The following is a 16233-nucleotide window of genomic DNA, read 5'->3' as shown; positions in this document are numbered from 1 at the left end:
TGCACACATGCCCACGTCCTCTGCTCGCTCCGACTACGTCGAACGCATCCGCCACGCGTGGGCGGCCCGCTATCCCGAACTCGATCTCCGGCCGATCGACGTGATCGGCCGGATCACTCGCATCAGCTCGCTCGCTCTCAACCGGCTCGACAGAGAACTCGAATCGAGCGGGATCGGCCGCACCGAATTCGAGGTGCTCAGCGCCCTCGCGCGCAGCGACTTCCCATTGCGCGCGAGCGAGGTCACCTCCGTCACCGGCATCTCCGGGGCGTCCACCACCAAGCACACCGAACGGCTCGTGAAGATCGGTCTGGTCGAACGTCAGCGTCTCGAACGCGACGGACGCGTGGTGCTGCTCTCCCTCACCGATGCGGGCCGTGAACTCGTCGAACGGGCACTTCCGCGACGCATCGAGAGTGAAAGACAGATGCTCGACGGACTCAGCGACGACGAACTCGACGTGCTCACCGAACTGCTGCAACGCATCGCACGCAACGTCGAAGACCGGACGCTACCCTGACCTGCGGCGCGATGAGTTTCCCCCATCTCCACGGGTTTCCGTGAGTCGTCGATCCACGGAAACCCGCAGGAGCCGAGGAACGTTCAGCACGCTACCTCAGGGCATCTCGACGGTTTCGGCCCGCTCGATCTCGGCGACCGCGCGTCGCAGATAAGGGCCCGGAGCGGATGTGCGCGCGGCGAGGAGATCGGCGAGTACCAGCAGACCTGCCGTCAGATAGTCGCCCGGTCGCACCTTCGGGGCCTCGTCGTCGTGTACACCCAATGTGCCGGTGAGCACCGCGACCACCGCGTCGGGTTGCAGCGACGGCAACCAGCGCATGCCGTTCCGAAGCGCTCGCTCGAGCACTGTCTGCACATCCTCGCCCGTCAGCCCATCGGGGTGCAGTTCCTCGAGCAGCTCCCGCAGCATCCCCGCGTGTACCGCGGTGACCTGCTCGTACGGCAACGTGACCAACTCCGCGAGTGCGTCGTCGAACACCGGCACCGTCTCGTCACGAACCGCGGTCAATGCAGTGTCGGTGGACGTCGCGATGCGGCGGGTGATCGTCGGCCAATGATCGGGCCACACGGAAGGCTCCTCGTAATTCTCGGATACAGCAGTAGTTCCAGGTCGGGCACAACAATCACAAGCGACGCTGCAACTCCAGAGCGTCGTGCGGTGCAAATCCTTTCATGTCGTTGTCGAAATACACGTAGACGTCCAGCCCGTCGCCCAGCCATCCCTCGATACGTTCGGACCAACGATCGAGCGCTTCGGATGTATAGCCACTCGCATACAATTCCTTGTCTCCGTGCATCCGCACATACACGAAGTCCCCGGTGACCTCGGTCAGGAACGGATACCGCCCCGCGGTGTCCGCGACGACGAGAGCGATGTCGTGCTTCCGGAACATGTCGATCGCAGCGGACGTCGCGAAGTCGGGGTGGCGCACTTCCACCGCGTGCCGCAACGGCCGGTCGGCATCTGTGTCCACCCAGGCCCGGTCGTCGGGCACCTTGTCGGTGCGACCGCGAGCCAACTAGACGGCGTTCGTCGTCGTCCGCGGCAGCAGGTCGAAGAACCCGGAGAGCCGGGGCTCGTCGAACCCCAATGTGGGCGGCAACTGCCACAGCAGCGGCCCCAATTTCGGTCCGAGAGCCAAAATGCCCGACGCGAAGAAGTTTGCCAGCGCCTCGTCGACGTCGAGAAGTCGTTTCATGTGGGTGACGAACCGGCCGCCCTTGACCGCGAAGACGAAATCGTCAGGCGTCGCGTCGAACCACGCCCGGTAGCTGCTCGGTCGCTGCAGCGAATAGAACGAACCGTTGATCTCGATCGTGCCGAGCCGCTCGGACGCATACTCGAGTTCACGACGCTGTGCCAGGCCCTTCGGATAGAAGTCGCCCCGCCAACCCTGATATCGCCAACCGGAGATTCCGATCCGTGCCGATGCCACGTTCCGAGGATACGACTCATCCACTTACGGGCGAGTGACATCGATTCCCGCGCGAATCAACGTAACCGGTCCTATCCTGTGAAGGCCGTCAAGATCGCGAAGTCATACGCAAGGAGCCGCTATGTCCGCGAACCGAGAGCCTTCGGTCGACCCGTTCCGCTCGTTGTTCAAGACAGTCTGGTGGGTGGTGCTGATCCGCGGCATCCTCGCAGTGCTCTTCGGCATCATCGCCCTGGTGTGGCCCGGAATCACGGTGTGGGCGCTCGTCGTCGTGTTCGCGGTGTACGCCATCGTCGACGGCGCCGTGCTCGTCTGGCATTCCATCCGAGATCGCGCAACCCTGGACGGCTGGGGACTCTGGCTGGCCATGGGCGTCGTGTCCGTCCTGGCAGGCCTGGTCGCGCTGTTCTGGCCCGGGATCACCGCGCTGGTGCTGCTGTACCTGATCGCCTTCTACGCCATCTTGTTCGGCATCATCGGTATCGTCGGTGCCCTGCGGTTCCGGAAGGTCCCGGATTCGGGATGGGTGTGGTCGCTGGTCGCCGGTGTCGTCGCAGTGATCTTCGGCGTGATCCTGCTGATCTTCCCGGGTTCGGGCATCCTCGGTCTGATCGTCCTGCTCGGCATCTACGCGATCCTGTTCGGCATCCTGCTGATCGTCATGTCGTTCCAGGTACGCAGCGCGGCGAAGAAGGCCGGCATCATGTGAGCCGGCCATCTCCGTGCGGCGGGTCAGGCGTTCATCAACCGGCCCCACGCGTGCCAGCGCTCGATCTCGATCCACGCGCTCACACGCTTGCGGTCGCGGACACCGTAGGGCTGCCCGGTGTAGTGACGGGCGATCCGATCGATCTCGGCCAGGTCGGGGTCGTCGACGAATTCGACGACCCTGCCCTGGAGACTCACGTGCGTGACCCAGTCCTCCGGATCCATCGCACTCAGAGCCACACGCGGGTCATTGCGGAGATACTCGAGACGCTTGCGACCCTCGTCCATGTTCACGAGGATCCGGCCGTTCTCGTAGAGGTACCAGGTGGGCACCGACACGGGTTGGCCGCTGGCGCGCAACGAGGTGATCGTCGCGTGGCACGGCCGTGCCAGCAGCTCGGCAACAGCATCGGGGAGCGGGGGCTTCGGCACAGTGAACTCCTTCGGGACGGTGTTCTGTTCGAACTCGAATTCCGAGCGTAGCGAACGTCGGCCGGTAGAATCCTGGACTCGTATCGAGTCTCAGGATGAGGCGAGACGTGCCGAACACGATCTTCGCGTCTGTGGTGATCGAGCGCATCGCCCGAGGGCATGCCCTGGGACGGCACTTCCGAAGAGTTGGTTGACGAAGTATCCGTTTACGCACCGTCTCCTCTGAGAACCCTGTCCAGCGCATTGTCGGTCACAGCGGCGACTTCCGAGAGGCCCGAACATTTACCCGAAAGCACCACGCATCGCTCGGAACCGTCCGACCATGGAAGACGACAGCAACACCGCTCGACGAAAGCAGGAACCATGCCGAAATTTCTGTGGCAGGTCACCTACACGACAGAGGGCGCACAAGGACTGTTGAGCGACGGCGGCAGCGCCCGCCGCGACGCTATCGTCGCGATGGTCGAAAGTGTCGGCGGCAGCGTCGAGTCCGTGCACTTCGCACTGGGCGGACACGACCTGTACGTGCTCGGCGAGGTGCCCGACGAGATCGCCGCCGCCACTTTGGAACTCCGCACCATCGCCTCCGGTGCCGCGCGGTCGAAGCCGATCGTGCTGCTCACCCCGGAGCAGGTCGACGAAGCCGCGCGGCGGGACGCGTCCTATCGAGTACCCGGCAGCTGATCCGCTCCGAGTACCTCGTCGGTGTGCTGCCCGTGCCGAGGTGCAGGTCGCGCGGCGGTGTAGTGACCGTTCCAGCGCAACGGCGAGCGCGCGGTGAGCACCGGACCGATGTCGGGCTGGTCGACGTACTGCACTACCGAATCGGAACGGGCCGCGAGGTCGGCTGCGACCTCGTCCATCCTCCGATACGGCGCCCACAGCACGCGCCTGCCCGCGAGGTCCGCTTCGATCTGCTCGAGGGTCCGCGAGGAGAACCACGGCGCGAGAATCGCGGTGATCGCGTCTCGTGCCGCATAGCGGTCGCCTTCGTTCTCGAAATCGAGACCGCGCTGCGCGGCGAGTGCGGTGAACACGTCGGCGGTGCCGGTGACCTCGACGAGTGCCCGCCACTGCCCACGCGTCAGACCGATAATCATGACGTAACGACCATCGGCAGTGGAGAATTCGGAACCGTAGCTGCCGTACAGCGCATTGCCATGCAGCTCCCGTCCCGATCCTCGCGCCTGGGCCTCGGCCAGCCAACCCATGCTCGCGACTGCGGAGTTCGCGACGTCGTCGAGGGCGAGTTCGAGATACGCACCCTCACCGGTCTGTTCGCGGCGCCGGAGCGCAGTGACGATACCGAGCGCCGCATGCACACCGGTGAGCAGATCCCACGCGGGCAGCACATGGTTGACCGGTGTACCGAGACCGGTCGGGCCTGTCATCAGAGGAATCCCTGCGGCAGCGTTGACGGTGTAGTCGACCGCGGGGCTGCCGTCGGCATTGCCCGAGATGTGGAGGTGGATCAGATCAGCGCGGCGTTCCCTGAGCGTCTCATGGGCAAGCCACGGCGCGTGCGCGGCGTTCTCGAGGACGATGCCGGCATCGGCGATCAACTCGACGACACGGGCACGCCCCTCGTCGCTGCGCAGGTCCGCCGCGACCGAGCGTTTCGCCTGGTTGAGGCCGGTCCAGTACAGGCTCGCCCCGTCATCGGTGAGCGGCCAGCGACCACCGTCGACAGCGCCGCCGATCGGGTCGACGCGGATGACGTCCGCTCCGAGTTCCGCGAGCATCCTGCCCGCGGTGGGTCCGGCGACGAAGCTGGACAGATCGATGACGCGGATTCCGTCCAGCGGACGCCCGGTCACGCGACCCTCTCGAAGATCGCGGTCAGGCCCTGGCCACCGCCGATGCACATCGTCTCGAGGCCGTAACGGGCGCCGCGACGATCGAGTTCACGCAGCATCGTCGCGAGGATCCGCACGCCGGTTGCGCCGACGGGGTGTCCGAGGGAGATCCCGGACCCGTTGACGTTGGTGCGCTCGAAATCCGCTGCGGTGAACTTCCATTCGCGCGTCACGGCGAGGGCCTGTGCAGCGAATGCCTCGTTGAGTTCGATGAGATCGATATCCGACAGGTTCAGTCCCGCACGATCGAGTGCCTTCGCGGTGGACGGCACCGGGCCGATCCCCATCTCGGCGGGCGCCACTCCGGCGGCAGCCCATGTGACGAGCTTGCCGAGCGGGCGCAGACCGAGCCGGTCCGCGGTCACGCGGTTTGTCACGATGCAGGCTGCGGCGCCGTCGTTCTGCCCGCTGGCGTTGCCGGCGGTGACGGTGGCGTCGGGATCCTGCTCGCCCATGATCGGACGGAGTTTCGCGAGCGTCTCGACGGTGGTGTCGGCGCGCGGGTGCTCGTCACGGTCGATCGTCCTCGGGTCGCCCTTGCGCTGCGGCACCTGCACGGGCACGATCTCGTCGGCGAACTTCCCCGACTCGATCGCGGCGACTGCGCGTCGATGCGATTCGACAGCGAGTTCGTCCTGCTCGAGGCGGGAAATATCGTACTTCCGCCGCAGGTTCTCAGCGGTTTCGAGCATGCCGCCGGGCACCGGGTAGTTGCGGCCACCGGCGGTGACGCGGCCACGTGCCAGGCGGTCGTGCAATGCGGCGGGCGCACCCTTGGCTCCCCAGCGCATCGATTCGGTGTAGTACTCGGAGCGGCTCATCGATTCGACACCACCGGCGATGACGATGTCGGCGACACCGGTCTGCACGCGCATCGCCGCGTCGAGCACCGCCTGCAGACCCGAACCGCAGCGACGGTCGAGTTGCAGACCGGGGACGGTGACGGGAAGGCCTGCGTCCAGCGCCGCGACACGGCCGATGGCGGGTGCCTCACCGTTGGGGTAGCACTGGCCGAAGATGACGTCGTCGATACTCGAAGGGTCGATTGCGGTGCGCGACAGCAGCTCGGAGATGACCCGTGCGGCGAGATCGGTGGCAGGCACGTCGATGTACATGCCGCCGTAGCGGCCCACGGGCGTGCGCAGCGGCTCGCAGATGACCACATCGGTGGCGGAAGCGGGAGAAGCGGTGGAATCAGTCACGACGGTAATCCCTTTCACTGTCGGTCCAGTTCTGCGCCCATTCGCGCAGTTCTACGGCCCGGATCTTCGAGCCGTTGCCACCCACGGTGGTCGGCATGCGGTCGATGACATGGATGGCGGACGGCACCTTGAACGCCGCGAGTTCTTCCTTGCACCAGGCCTTCAGAGTCTCGGCGTCGGTGTCGTCAGGTGCGTCGTCGGTGGGGACCACGAACCCGACGGCCTGCGTGTAACCACCGTCGCCGGTGATGCCGACGACCTTCACGATTCCCACACCCGGATGCTGAGCGAGGCGACGCTCGATTTCGGCGGGGTCGACGAGGAACCCGCGTAGACGCAGAACGTCGCCCATGCGGCACACATACCGATAGCCGCCGCCGCCGAGCGACACTGCGAGGTCTCCGCTACGGAACCATCCGTCGTTCGTGAAGGCGCGCGCCGCAGCCTCCGGGTTGCCGAGATACGCGTCGACGACGTTGGGACCGCGGAACTGCAGTTCACCCTGTTCACCATCGGCGATCGGGGTGTCGTCGAGCGGATCCGCGACACGCAGCTCGATCGCGGAGTCCACCGCGCGGCCACCGCCGTTCCAGCGCACCGATTCCGGGTCATCGGCATTCCAGAGCATCGCGAGGGCGAACACCTCGGACGATCCGAACACCCCGGAGGTGTGGGTACCGAACTCGTCGCGGGCCCACCGCGCGATCTCCTTGGACCGGCCCAGGAAGTCGGCGATGCCGAGCCAGCGAAACGACGACAGATCGGCACGCTCGCCGGTATGCCACTCGTCGTACAGGCGGCCGAACAGGTCGTCGGCGCCTACCCCGTGTGTGACCTTCACCTGCTGCATGCGGCGCAGCACAGCTGCGGGATCGAACACCGTCTCCATGAGCAGCGCGCCGCCACCGGCGATCATCGCCATCGCGGCGCTGAACCCGAACACGCCCGAGACCGGGAGGACGCACAATCCCACGTCGCCGCTGCGCACCTGCATGATCGCCGCGTCGGCATGTCCGTGTCGGACGATGGCGCTGTGGCGATGTGCGGCGAGTTTCGGGACGCCGGTCGATCCGGAGGTGGTGAACGCGACGGCGAGGTGATCCTGCGGGTCGTCGTCGATTCCGGCTGCGGTGAGCGTGACCTGGTCGGGTGTCTCGGGGACCTCGACTCCTGTGGTGTCGCCGCTCCCGGCGACCCATGCTCCCCCACCGAGGTCGAATTCTTGTGCAGTCGTATCGGTTTCGGATGGTCCTCGCACCACGGCGACGGCCGGGGCCGCGACATCGGGAACCGAGGCGGCGGCTTCGCTCAGACGGCCGAACAGATCCAGGCCGTGAAAAGCCGCCGGGACGGCAACCACTGCGGGTCGCGCGGCGGTGAGGATATGCGCGACCTCACCGGTGTTGTAACGGGTGTTGACGCCGATCACGTGCGCGCCGACGGAGGCGGCCGCGAACTGCCAGACGAGGGCGTCGGACCAGTTCGGCAGCATCACTGCGAGGCACTGCCCGGGTCGGACCCCGACCGCCTCGAGTTCTGCGCGCAGGGCCTCGGCGCGGTCGCGGATGTCGGACCTACGGCTGACGATCACATCGTCGTCGACCACGTCGTACGTGATCGGTGCTGCGGCGTCGTCGTCGACGAGGGTGTCCAGCAATGCCGACAAAGTTTCGGTTCGTGTTGTCACAGCGCTACCTCCTCGGCCTGTACCGATGCCTTCAGTTCGCCGATCCACGTGTCGACGAGCGTGGCGAAGTCGTCGATCTCCTCCATCGGGTAGTGCCCGATGCCGTCTATCGCCGTGAATCGTGCACGCCCGGGCACGGTCTCGTTGACCGTCTCGGCGATACGGGCGATCTCGTCCACGACGATCCACGGGTCGTCGCGCCCCGCGACCACATGTAACGGGGCAGTGACCTGATGCAGACGATCACGGACGTCGTGGGTTCCCCAGCCGATCAGGTCGGACGACGAGATCTCCGGGTCTTCCCGCTTGTGCATGAGTGCCACGACGTGGGCTTTCGCTTCGGGCACGGAGCGTCCCACCGAGGCGAGTGTGCCGAGGTAGGTGCGCTCTGCCCGGGCCGGGCCGGCGACGTCTTCGAGTTCGCGGCGGAGCCCGTTCACATTGACCCGGCCGGGTCCGGCTTCGGCTTCCATGGCGATTACGCCGGACAGCGTCCGCTCGGGTCGGGTCGCGAGTTCGAGGGCAAGCTTGCCGCCGATCGAGCACCCGATCACGTAGGGGCGCTCGATACCGAGGGTGTCGAGGATGCTGCACAGCCAGTCGCCGTAGTCGACGATACTGGTCACCGGGCCGCAGGGGGCGGGTTCGGAGCGTCCGTGGCCGGGCAGATCGGGCACGATCACTCGGTAGCCCCGGTTCGCGAGATCGCGGGCGACGTGCCGCCACTGCACGCCGCTCTGGCCTGCGGTGTGGATGCACAGGATCGCGGGCAGTGCCTCGACGTCGAGGTGGTCGGGGGTGACGATCTCGACGAATCCGAGCGCTCCCCCGACTTCGAGATAGCGGGCCTCGATCATGAGTTGGCCTTTCGTGCGATGAGTCGCGCGTGCGCGATGATCGTGTTGAGCGGCTTGGTCAGTCTCAGGTACTCGTATCCGTCTCCGGTGGAGGAGAACTCGCCGCTGATGGCGCGTCGCATGAAGTCGTCGGTATCCGACAGGACGAGGTCGACCCAGGTGTGGGCGGGCGCAACGAACGTGAAGGTGGCGCCGTGCGGGGTCCGTCGGCTCACGTCGACGATGTCTCCCTTGTACATGCGCAGATGTAGTTCCCGATCGCCGCACCGCAGTCCGATGGTGCCGTCCCAGGTGGACAGCGACGACGTGAAGCCTCGATCTCCTTCGAGGCTGTCGCTCAGGAGATTGCCCCACTCGACGCTGCAGAAGTCGAGCTCCGGAGCTACCGGTGCGTCTGCCCGGTCGTCGAGACACCAGGTCTCGGTGCCGCTCTCACGGAGAGCGCCATTCGCGTCGCGCAGGGCTACGTGTCGCTCGACACGATCGCCGGTGATGCGGGTGATCACCGTCTCGACGGAGACACTCTCGGTCGATTCGACGAATTGCTCTGCATTCCATCGAGTTCCGATTCGACGTGCGCCCGGAACAGCGGGTGCTGTCACATCCGCGGTGGCAGCACCGATCAGCGCTGAGCGGGCAGGCAGGGACACTCCTGCGGCGGTGAGGGTCTCGGCAACGACCTGCGGCCGAGTCGCAGTTCGGTTTCCGACGGCGACGAGTTCTCGAGTAGCTTCGGTGCTCATGCTTTTTCCGGCCTTCCGAGCAGCTCATCGGAGATGATGCGCATCTGGATCTCGCTGGTGCCTTCGAAGATCTTCGTCAGGCGAGCGTCGCGCCAGTGACGCTCGACCTGGAAATCCGTGGTGTATCCGGCGCCGCCGTGGATCTGCACGGCTTCACTGGTGACCTGCTCGGCCATCTCGGTGGCGACGAGTTTGCACATCGATGCCTCGAGCGAGCAGCGCCGTCCGGTGTCGATGTCTGTGGCGACCGAGTACATGAGCTGACGGGCAGCTTCGATGTCCGCGGCCATCTTCGCAATCTTGAAACGCAGATGCTGGAAATCGCCGATGGGACGGCCGAATTGACGGCGGGTGTGTACATATGCGATCGAGTCCTCGAGGGCGGCGCGGGCCAGGCCGATCGCGCGGGCCGCGGTGTGCGCACGACCCACTTCGAGACCGGACACCGCAAGATAGAAACCCTTGCCTTCCTCGCCCAGCATCTTGCCCGCGGGGATGCGGAAGTTGTCGAACGACAATTCCCAAGTGCTCCAGCCGAAGTAACCGATCTTGCGGATCTTCGTGCCCGAGATTCCCGCGGGGAATCCTCCACGTTCCTTCTCGACGAGGAACGCGCTGATTCCGCGGTGAGGCTTGGCCGGGTCCTTGTTCGGATCGGTGCGGGCGAACAGCACCATGTAGTCGGCTTCGTCGGCGTAGGTGCACCACATCTTGGTGCCGTTGACAACCCATTCGTCGCCGTCGCGCACCGCGCGGCAGGAAATGTTGGCGACGTCGGAGCCGGCTTCGGCCTCGGACAGCGCGTAGGCGCCGAGGTATTCTCCGCGAGCGACCTTCGGGAGCATGGCCGCTTCTTGCTCGGGGGTGAATCCACCGCCCATCCCGTTGCCGCGGGCGAGCAGGCCCGACACGCTCATCCACGCACGGGAGAGTTCCTCGGCGACGAGGCAGTATTCGAAGACGCCGAGGCCGAGGCCGCCATATTCTTCGGGAATCATGATGCCGAAGAAGCCGATCTCGGCCATTTCCTTCTTCAGCGAATCCGGGATGGTGCCCTGGACCGGGTCGAGCTCGTTCGCCACGGGCAGGACCCGGGTCATCGCGAAGTCGCGGGCCAGGTCGCGGATCTCGAGCCGTTCCTCGGTGAGGTAGCGCGGCGAGTCGGTGCGGGGCTGAGACGGGCGGTGAGTCATGGGGGTACTCCCTCTATGGACCGGAGTAGGTCATTAACGCTTGTTCACCAAGTAGACCATGACACCCATCACTCGTCAACGCCCGGACTCAGACTTTCCGGTATCCCACCAGGTTGAGCGCGTAGCGGCCGTAGTCGTCGGCAACCTCCTGCGCGGTCAGCGGCCCGTCCGGACGGAACCACAAGGGGATCCCCGAGCACATCGTCAACACTGCCGTGACCGCCTGATGCACCCTCGGGAGCTCGAATACACCCTGTTCAACGCCATTTTCTGCGATCTCGACGAACAGCTGCTCCTGCGCGTCCCGCGACCCCACGACACGCCTGCGATTCAGATCGTCGAGGTACCGCAACTCGGTGTTCGCAACGAGACAGGCACGCGGATTCCGCGCGGTGAACAGCGCGTGCGCGACGACGGCCACCCGCCAGCGTTCGGCAGGATCGTCACCGGCCTTCCGCAGGGCATTGCGAGTCGCGGTGAACTGCTCGTCGCTCGCGCGACGCAGGATCTCGACCAGCAGTTCGGACTTGTTCTCGAAATGGTTGTAGACGTTCGCAGCGCTACAACCTGCACTGTTGGCGATATTTCGCATCGTCGCCCCGTAGAAACCGGACGCATAGAACTCGTCGAGGGCCGTCTCGAGAATCCGCTCTCGAACGGACGGTAGAGCCGCCGTTGACCGCATGTTCATCTTTCGAAGGGTAGACGCACCTGTACCGACCAGCAATAACTCCATCCTTGACCGCCCCAAATCTCCTTGTTATGGTTCGGGTCACATAAACGCTCGTTAATCTCGCCTTACTCGGAGGCTTCCCGTGACCAATCTCGAATCCGATTGCTCCCTCGCCGAGCGCGTCGCTCGCCTCGAGGATCTGGAGGCAATCCGCACGCTCGACGCCCAGTACTGCCGCCACCTCGACGATGGAAACTGGGATGCGCTGACGGACCTGTTCACCGACGACGGCGAGTTCGACGGACTGTCCCATCCCAAGGGCAAGACCGAGATGAAGACGTTCTTCGCCGGCCTCGCCGACGGCGGACTCACCTCGTTCTGGCACTTCATCACCAACCTCGAGATCGACCTCGACGGCGACCGCGCCACGGTCCGATCGTTCCTGTGGCAGCCATGCGTCACCGACGGCACCGCAAGCATCGCGGCCGGCCGATACACCGACGAAGCCGTCAAGGTCGACGGCCGGTGGTTGTACAAGGTCAAGCAGGTTCGGTTCCACTTCTTCGGCCCGCTCGAGGCCGGGTGGGACCAGAACCTCTTCGCGCTCGACACGGCGCGTCGGGCGGCGGTGCGGGCATGAACGGCACCGTCTCCGACAAGGGCACATTCGCCGCCGACGATCTGATCTGGTCGAGAATGCTCCAACTTCCTGAGGTAACCGAGCTTCGACATCGCCGCAAGATCGTCACCAACACACTCGGCGGCATCACCATCGTGTTGTTCACGAGCTTCCTCGTTGCCTGGATCGGATTCCCCGACCAGCTCGGTTCGACATCCGTCCTGGGAATCCCACTCTCGCTCTGGGTCGTTCTGAGCCAGTTCGCCGGCACCTGGGTGATGGTGTGGGCATATTTCCGGTTGTCCCGCACATACATTCAGCCCGCCGCCGACGCCGCGATCCGCGCCGTCGCCGACAATCGGCCCGACTCCGAGGAGGTCGTCGCATGACCGGCGATGCCGATTACCTGGCCATTGCGATCTGCAGTGCCGTCATCTCGCTGACCCTGTGGGTGACGTTCGCGGCGTCCCGTCGAGCCAAGAGCGCCGACGGCTTCTTCGCGGCAGGTCGCTCGATCTCGAGTTGGCAGAACGGATTCGCCATCGCCGGCGAGTTCATCTCCGCCGGCAGCTTCCTCGGCACCACGGGCCTGATCTTCTCGAAGGGCGTCGACGGCACCGTCATCCTGTTCACGTCCGTCATCTCCTTCCTGCCCGTGCTGTTCCTGCTCGCGGAGAAGATGCGCAACCTCGGCAAATACACCCTCGCCGATGTGCTCGTCTTCCGCACCGAATCGCGCAACGTGCGAGTCGTCGTGGCACTCAGCACGATCACCACCGGCACGTTCGTACTCCTGGCCCAACTGGTCGCGGCAGGTGTCCTGCTCGAATCGGTATCGGGAATTCCCTTCTGGCTGTCGGTGATCGTGGCCGGTTCGCTCATGGGCATCTACGTCTTCGTCGGTGGCATGCTCGCCACGACCTGGGTCCAGGTCATCAAATCGTCGATCCTGTCGGTGCTCGCGCTCATCGTGTGCTTCGGCATCCTCGCTCAGTTCGGCTTCAGCTTCCCCAAGGTCCTCGGTGACGCCACCGATAATGCCGTTGCGGGCGAAGCGATCCTGTCGCCCGGCCTGATCTTCGGCGAGACCAGCGCGATCAACCTCGTCTCATACGCCCTGGCGTTCGCGCTCGGCACCGCAGGCATGGCGCACATCCTCATCCGGTTCTTCACCGTCCCCGAAGCACAGACAGCACGACGCTCGCTCGGCTGGACCGTTGCACTGTGCAGCATGTTCTACCTCATCGTCATCGTGATGGGCTTCGGCGCTGCAGCACTGCTCGGCCCGAACGGCACCGATCTCGTCGGCCCCGGTGGCAACCTCGCCGCCCCGGTCCTCGTCACCGAACTCGGCGGCGGCATCGGCACCACCGGCGGCTCCATCGCGCTCGCGCTCGTCGCAGCGGTTGCCTTCGCGTCCATCATCGCGGTCGTCGCAGGTGTGGTCATCTCCGCCGCAGGCACATTCGCACGCGACGTATGGCCCACCCTGACCCGCAAGGAACCCGTCGAGCACCTCGACGTCGAGGACCGCAACCGCGAGGAGAACGCACAGGCACGCATCGCGCGCTACGGTGCGGTCGCCTTCAGTGTCATCGCCATCGGCCTGACCATGCTGATCGGCGACGACACCAACATCACGTTCTTCATGGGCATGGCGTTCATGGTCGCAGGCAGCGCCCACCTCCCCGCCCTGGTCCTGAGCCTGAACTGGCGACGGTTCAACAGCACCGGCGCGGTGTGGGGCGTCCTCACGGGCCTGGTCTCGACCGTCGTGAGCCTGATGTTCACCGAGGCACTGTGGATGGGCAGCGGCCCCGCGCCGCTGACCATCCAGCTGCCGGTGATCTTCACGATGCCGCTCGGCCTGGCCGCCTGCGTCATCGGCTCGCTCGTCGCAGAGAAACGCCGCGGTCGCGGGGTCCACGACGACGAGAAGTTCGCCGAGATGCTGGTGCGCGCGGAGACCGGTATCGGCGCGGAGGTCGCCGGCGCTCACTGACGCCGACACACCCGCTATCCGTCCCGAGCAAGTGAAGATCAGTCGAAGGTCATGCCGGCATCAGCGCCGCGTTGCATGGTGGTGTTCGCACCATCGAGCGACTCGCGAATGATGTCGGCATGACCGCTGTGGTGGGCTGTTTCGCGGATGATGTGCAGCAGCACCTTTCGCGCACTCCACCATTCCCGCTCCGGCGCCCACGGTGCGGTCGGGAGCGGAACCTGCAGGTCGAGGTCGAGGCCTGCGACGAACTCCTCGGTGGCAGCCGCCACCTTCGAGTACTCGTCCAGCAAGCCGGCGAGGGTCTCGTCGTCGCTCATGTAGTACGACACCATCGCCGAGTCCATATCGAAGACAGCGTTCTCGTCCAGTTCACGAATCCTGTCGATCCAGCCGCTCTCGGTGGCCGATACGTGCTTGATGAGACCACCCAGGGTGAGGTCGCTGGCGGTGCTTCGGGCGCGAGCGCCCGCTTCGTCGAGTTCGCGCACGGTGATGAGGAGCATCTCTCGTTGTTCCGCGAGCATGGCCAGAATATCGGCGGCTTCGACGGTCATGTTTTCGGTCATGCAGACAATGTAAGAACAATCGAGGTCAGTTTCGGTCCGCAATGACGGGATTCGATGAAATTTACGCCGCGAACCCGACCGCGCCGATCACCGGGATGACCGTCATGAACACGATCGCGATGACGAACAGGGCGATCGTCAGCTTCCTGTTCCACTTGGCGCGCGCTCCGCTCGCGGCGGCCAGGAAGAACACGAAGCCCACACAAATGGACGCGATACCGACGATCACGGATGTTTCGAGCATGGCTCCATCATCACCCACCCGCGATTGTTCGGACCCGCGCACCCCAAATGCAACCGAGGGGTTGCGGCAGAGTTCGGTGTCATGCAACTATGGAGTTGCACATCGACAAGGAGGCATCATGACCGACGAACTCGACCGCATCGAACGACAGATCACCATCGACGCACCGGCCGCACGAGTATGGGATCTCGTAGCCGAACCCGGGTGGTACATCAACAACGGCCGGATCATCGAGCACCGACTTGAACACGACGGCGATCTCACTGTCGTCCACGATCCTGTCCACGGCACCTTCACATTCCGCACCGTCGCACTGGACGAACCGAACTACGCAGCATTCCGCTGGTTGTCCGACCACGCTGAACCCGACAGCCCGTCCACGCTCGTCGAGTTCCGCCTCGATGCCGTCTCCGACACGTCGACCGTCCTGAACGTGACGGAAACCGGATTCGCCTCACTCCCCGGCGACGCCGCCGACCGCCGCGCAAAGTACGAGGGGAACGTCGAAGGCTGGACCCTCGAAATGGATCTCGCGAAAACTCACTTGGAGAGGAGGAAAGCGGTTGCCTCACAGTGATCTGAGCGAGGTGGCCGACGTGACCCGCGTGTTCGCTGCCCTCGCCGACGACACGCGATGGCACATCCTGCAGCGCCTCGGACGATCACCCGCATCTGCTTCGGCTCTTGCCTCGGAGTTCACGGTGTCGCGTCAGGCGATCGCCAAGCACCTGGCTGTACTGCAGGCCTGCGACCTGGTGACCTCCGAACGCGTCGGTCGCGAACTCCGGTTCTCCGCCGCGGGTTCGAGATTGAGCACGGTGGGCCGAGCACTCGACGCCGTGGGCTCGGGGTGGGACCGCCGGCTGGAGGCCATCAAGAATGCTGCCGAGCGAAACCGGTGACCTCGCCGCACTGCATCACCGATCGAGTTGTGCTATCCGTCCGCTGAGCAACGTCGCGAACGATGTCCACACCGGGTAGGGCGCCAGCGCCAGCCCGGCGACAGGGTTCGTCGATGCGGTGCGACGCGCGAGATCGACACTACTCGCGGAGAGCAGTGCGGCGACGACCGTCGCAGCCACGGGCCGGTGCCCCTTGAAGAACACCCACGACCACGCCCCGTTCAGCACCAAGTTCGCCACAAGCGCACCGACGTAGTTCCGGCGTTCCTCGGCGGCACCCCGCTCGGTCAACTCGTCGATCGTAATTGCGGACGTGACCGCGATGTCGGCGTACAGGGTCGTCCACACGACCGGAAAAACCGCCGCCGGAGGCTGAAAATCCGGCTTGCGCAACTTGCGGTACCACCGTGAATCGACGTCGCGCGATGCGATCGACCCGATGAGCGCGGTCGCCGCCGTCGCCGCTACGGTCCCCAGAACGGTTGTAAGCTTCATCCCCGGACACACCTCTTCCCGATCCACTGTCAGCGTGTGGGTACCCGGGAGCACGAGTCCGAAACACGGCGCACGCCGGAGGAAACACGGCGC

Annotated in this window: 20 protein-coding genes and 1 pseudogene; 8 read left to right on the top strand and 13 right to left on the bottom strand. The window is 65.2% G+C overall.

Annotation, left to right across the window (positions count from 1 at the left end):
- Positions 1-7 precede the first annotated feature (7 nt).
- Positions 8-520, top strand: a complete 513-nt coding sequence (locus tag ACZ46K_RS05815) for a MarR family winged helix-turn-helix transcriptional regulator (RefSeq protein ID WP_054807314.1) — start codon at positions 8-10, stop codon at positions 518-520.
- A 96-nt stretch (positions 521-616) separates the two neighbouring features.
- Here the strand turns inward: ACZ46K_RS05815 and ACZ46K_RS05810 are convergent, their stop codons facing one another.
- Together ACZ46K_RS05810 and ACZ46K_RS05805 are read right to left on the bottom strand one after the other, a co-directional pair.
- Positions 617-1090, bottom strand: a complete 474-nt coding sequence (locus ACZ46K_RS05810; protein ID WP_054807313.1) for a hypothetical protein — start codon at positions 1088-1090, stop codon at positions 617-619.
- A 55-nt stretch (positions 1091-1145) separates the two neighbouring features.
- Positions 1146-1958 (bottom strand): annotated as a pseudogene (locus ACZ46K_RS05805) (DUF72 domain-containing protein).
- A gap of 121 nt (positions 1959-2079) precedes the next feature.
- Between ACZ46K_RS05805 and ACZ46K_RS05800 the strand changes: the two are divergent.
- Positions 2080-2667 (top strand): HdeD family acid-resistance protein, encoded by a 588-nt coding sequence (locus ACZ46K_RS05800; RefSeq protein WP_054810603.1) that lies wholly within the window; start codon positions 2080-2082, stop codon positions 2665-2667.
- A 23-nt stretch (positions 2668-2690) separates the two neighbouring features.
- Here the strand turns inward: ACZ46K_RS05800 and ACZ46K_RS05795 are convergent, their stop codons facing one another.
- A complete protein-coding gene (locus ACZ46K_RS05795; RefSeq protein ID WP_054810602.1) occupies positions 2691-3098 on the bottom strand; it encodes a pyridoxamine 5'-phosphate oxidase family protein in 408 nt (135 codons plus the stop codon).
- A gap of 363 nt (positions 3099-3461) precedes the next feature.
- Here ACZ46K_RS05795 and ACZ46K_RS05790 point away from each other — a divergent pair, with 363 nt between their 5' ends.
- Positions 3462-3782: a GYD domain-containing protein gene (locus ACZ46K_RS05790; protein ID WP_054807312.1), complete on the top strand. Its 321-nt coding sequence runs from the start codon at positions 3462-3464 to the stop codon at positions 3780-3782.
- Here ACZ46K_RS05790 and ACZ46K_RS05785 read toward each other — a convergent pair.
- The 7 genes from ACZ46K_RS05785 to ACZ46K_RS05755 all read right to left on the bottom strand — a co-directional run bounded on the left by ACZ46K_RS05785 (position 3761) and on the right by ACZ46K_RS05755 (position 11327).
- Complete coding sequence (locus ACZ46K_RS05785; protein WP_054810601.1) at positions 3761-4915, bottom strand: CoA transferase; 1155 nt, start codon at positions 4913-4915, stop codon at positions 3761-3763. The two genes, ACZ46K_RS05790 and ACZ46K_RS05785, sit on opposite strands and share 22 nt — an antisense overlap.
- Positions 4912-6156 carry an acetyl-CoA C-acetyltransferase gene (locus ACZ46K_RS05780; RefSeq protein WP_464747152.1) on the bottom strand — a complete coding sequence of 415 codons (1245 nt, stop codon included), beginning with the start codon at positions 6154-6156 and terminating at the stop codon, positions 4912-4914. Before ACZ46K_RS05780 ends, ACZ46K_RS05785 begins: the two co-directional genes overlap by 4 nt.
- Positions 6149-7843: an AMP-binding protein gene (locus ACZ46K_RS05775; protein ID WP_464747149.1), complete on the bottom strand. Its 1695-nt coding sequence runs from the start codon at positions 7841-7843 to the stop codon at positions 6149-6151. The genes ACZ46K_RS05780 and ACZ46K_RS05775 overlap by 8 nt, the downstream gene beginning before the upstream one ends.
- Positions 7840-8700: an alpha/beta fold hydrolase gene (locus ACZ46K_RS05770; protein WP_054810114.1), complete on the bottom strand. Its 861-nt coding sequence runs from the start codon at positions 8698-8700 to the stop codon at positions 7840-7842. Before ACZ46K_RS05770 ends, ACZ46K_RS05775 begins: the two co-directional genes overlap by 4 nt.
- A complete protein-coding gene (locus ACZ46K_RS05765; RefSeq protein WP_054806087.1) occupies positions 8697-9443 on the bottom strand; it encodes a hypothetical protein in 747 nt (248 codons plus the stop codon). Before ACZ46K_RS05765 ends, ACZ46K_RS05770 begins: the two co-directional genes overlap by 4 nt.
- On the bottom strand, positions 9440-10636 hold the full coding sequence (locus tag ACZ46K_RS05760; RefSeq protein ID WP_464747147.1) for an acyl-CoA dehydrogenase family protein: 1197 nt from the start codon (positions 10634-10636) through the stop codon (positions 9440-9442). Before ACZ46K_RS05760 ends, ACZ46K_RS05765 begins: the two co-directional genes overlap by 4 nt.
- Positions 10637-10724: 88 nt before the next feature.
- Positions 10725-11327, bottom strand: coding sequence for a TetR family transcriptional regulator (locus tag ACZ46K_RS05755; RefSeq protein WP_054806086.1), 603 nt, complete (start codon positions 11325-11327; stop codon positions 10725-10727).
- A 124-nt stretch (positions 11328-11451) separates the two neighbouring features.
- On the opposite strand from ACZ46K_RS05755, the gene ACZ46K_RS05750 reads away from it, so the two are divergent.
- The 3 genes from ACZ46K_RS05750 to ACZ46K_RS05740 are packed head-to-tail and all read left to right on the top strand — an operon-like array spanning position 11452 to position 13930.
- Positions 11452-11949, top strand: coding sequence for a nuclear transport factor 2 family protein (locus ACZ46K_RS05750; protein ID WP_054806085.1), 498 nt, complete (start codon positions 11452-11454; stop codon positions 11947-11949).
- Complete coding sequence (locus ACZ46K_RS05745) at positions 11946-12317, top strand: DUF485 domain-containing protein (protein WP_054806084.1); 372 nt, start codon at positions 11946-11948, stop codon at positions 12315-12317. The genes ACZ46K_RS05750 and ACZ46K_RS05745 overlap by 4 nt, the downstream gene beginning before the upstream one ends.
- The gene (locus tag ACZ46K_RS05740) at positions 12314-13930 is read left to right on the top strand and encodes a solute symporter family protein (RefSeq protein WP_054806083.1); all 1617 of its coding nucleotides are present in this window, start codon (positions 12314-12316) and stop codon (positions 13928-13930) included. Before ACZ46K_RS05745 ends, ACZ46K_RS05740 begins: the two co-directional genes overlap by 4 nt.
- Before the next feature lie 38 nt (positions 13931-13968).
- Here the strand turns inward: ACZ46K_RS05740 and ACZ46K_RS05735 are convergent, their stop codons facing one another.
- Complete coding sequence (locus ACZ46K_RS05735) at positions 13969-14499, bottom strand: DinB family protein (RefSeq protein ID WP_054806082.1); 531 nt, start codon at positions 14497-14499, stop codon at positions 13969-13971.
- Between the two features lie 61 nt (positions 14500-14560).
- On the bottom strand, positions 14561-14743 hold the full coding sequence (locus ACZ46K_RS05730; RefSeq protein WP_054806081.1) for a hypothetical protein: 183 nt from the start codon (positions 14741-14743) through the stop codon (positions 14561-14563).
- A gap of 118 nt (positions 14744-14861) precedes the next feature.
- Between ACZ46K_RS05730 and ACZ46K_RS05725 the strand changes: the two genes are divergently transcribed.
- Both ACZ46K_RS05725 and ACZ46K_RS05720 read left to right on the top strand, forming a co-directional pair.
- Entirely contained in the window at positions 14862-15320 is a 459-nt protein-coding gene (locus ACZ46K_RS05725) for an SRPBCC domain-containing protein (RefSeq protein WP_054806080.1), read from the top strand.
- 10 nt (positions 15321-15330) lie between these two features.
- Complete coding sequence (locus tag ACZ46K_RS05720; protein WP_464749244.1) at positions 15331-15645, top strand: ArsR/SmtB family transcription factor; 315 nt, start codon at positions 15331-15333, stop codon at positions 15643-15645.
- Between the two features lie 15 nt (positions 15646-15660).
- Here the strand turns inward: ACZ46K_RS05720 and ACZ46K_RS05715 are convergent, their stop codons facing one another.
- Positions 15661-16140, bottom strand: coding sequence for a TspO/MBR family protein (locus ACZ46K_RS05715; protein WP_054806078.1), 480 nt, complete (start codon positions 16138-16140; stop codon positions 15661-15663).
- Positions 16141-16233: the final 93 nt, after the last annotated feature.

This window comes from Rhodococcus sp. JCM 9793 (assembly GCF_055380405.1).
Note: the sequence above shows the minus strand (reverse complement) of the source record. Positions and strands in the feature narration are given on the sequence as shown.

Bases quoted from the DNA above. Each gene is read 5' to 3' on its own strand.
- ACZ46K_RS05735 (WP_054806082.1), bottom strand. From the start codon at position 14,499: ATGACCGAAAACATGACCGTCGAAGCCGCCGATATTCTGGCCATGCTC.
- ACZ46K_RS05760 (WP_464747147.1), bottom strand. From the start codon at position 10,636: ATGACTCACCGCCCGTCTCAGCCCCGCACCGACTCGCCGCGCTACCTC.
- ACZ46K_RS05725 (WP_054806080.1), top strand. From the start codon at position 14,862: ATGACCGACGAACTCGACCGCATCGAACGACAGATCACCATCGACGCA.
- ACZ46K_RS05770 (WP_054810114.1), bottom strand. From the start codon at position 8,700: ATGATCGAGGCCCGCTATCTCGAAGTCGGGGGAGCGCTCGGATTCGTC.
- ACZ46K_RS05745 (WP_054806084.1), top strand. From the start codon at position 11,946: ATGAACGGCACCGTCTCCGACAAGGGCACATTCGCCGCCGACGATCTG.
- ACZ46K_RS05815 (WP_054807314.1), top strand. From the start codon at position 8: ATGCCCACGTCCTCTGCTCGCTCCGACTACGTCGAACGCATCCGCCAC.
- ACZ46K_RS05790 (WP_054807312.1), top strand. From the start codon at position 3,462: ATGCCGAAATTTCTGTGGCAGGTCACCTACACGACAGAGGGCGCACAA.
- ACZ46K_RS05730 (WP_054806081.1), bottom strand. From the start codon at position 14,743: ATGCTCGAAACATCCGTGATCGTCGGTATCGCGTCCATTTGTGTGGGC.
- ACZ46K_RS05740 (WP_054806083.1), top strand. From the start codon at position 12,314: ATGACCGGCGATGCCGATTACCTGGCCATTGCGATCTGCAGTGCCGTC.
- ACZ46K_RS05765 (WP_054806087.1), bottom strand. From the start codon at position 9,443: ATGAGCACCGAAGCTACTCGAGAACTCGTCGCCGTCGGAAACCGAACT.
- ACZ46K_RS05800 (WP_054810603.1), top strand. From the start codon at position 2,080: ATGTCCGCGAACCGAGAGCCTTCGGTCGACCCGTTCCGCTCGTTGTTC.
- ACZ46K_RS05715 (WP_054806078.1), bottom strand. From the start codon at position 16,140: ATGAAGCTTACAACCGTTCTGGGGACCGTAGCGGCGACGGCGGCGACC.
- ACZ46K_RS05755 (WP_054806086.1), bottom strand. From the start codon at position 11,327: ATGAACATGCGGTCAACGGCGGCTCTACCGTCCGTTCGAGAGCGGATT.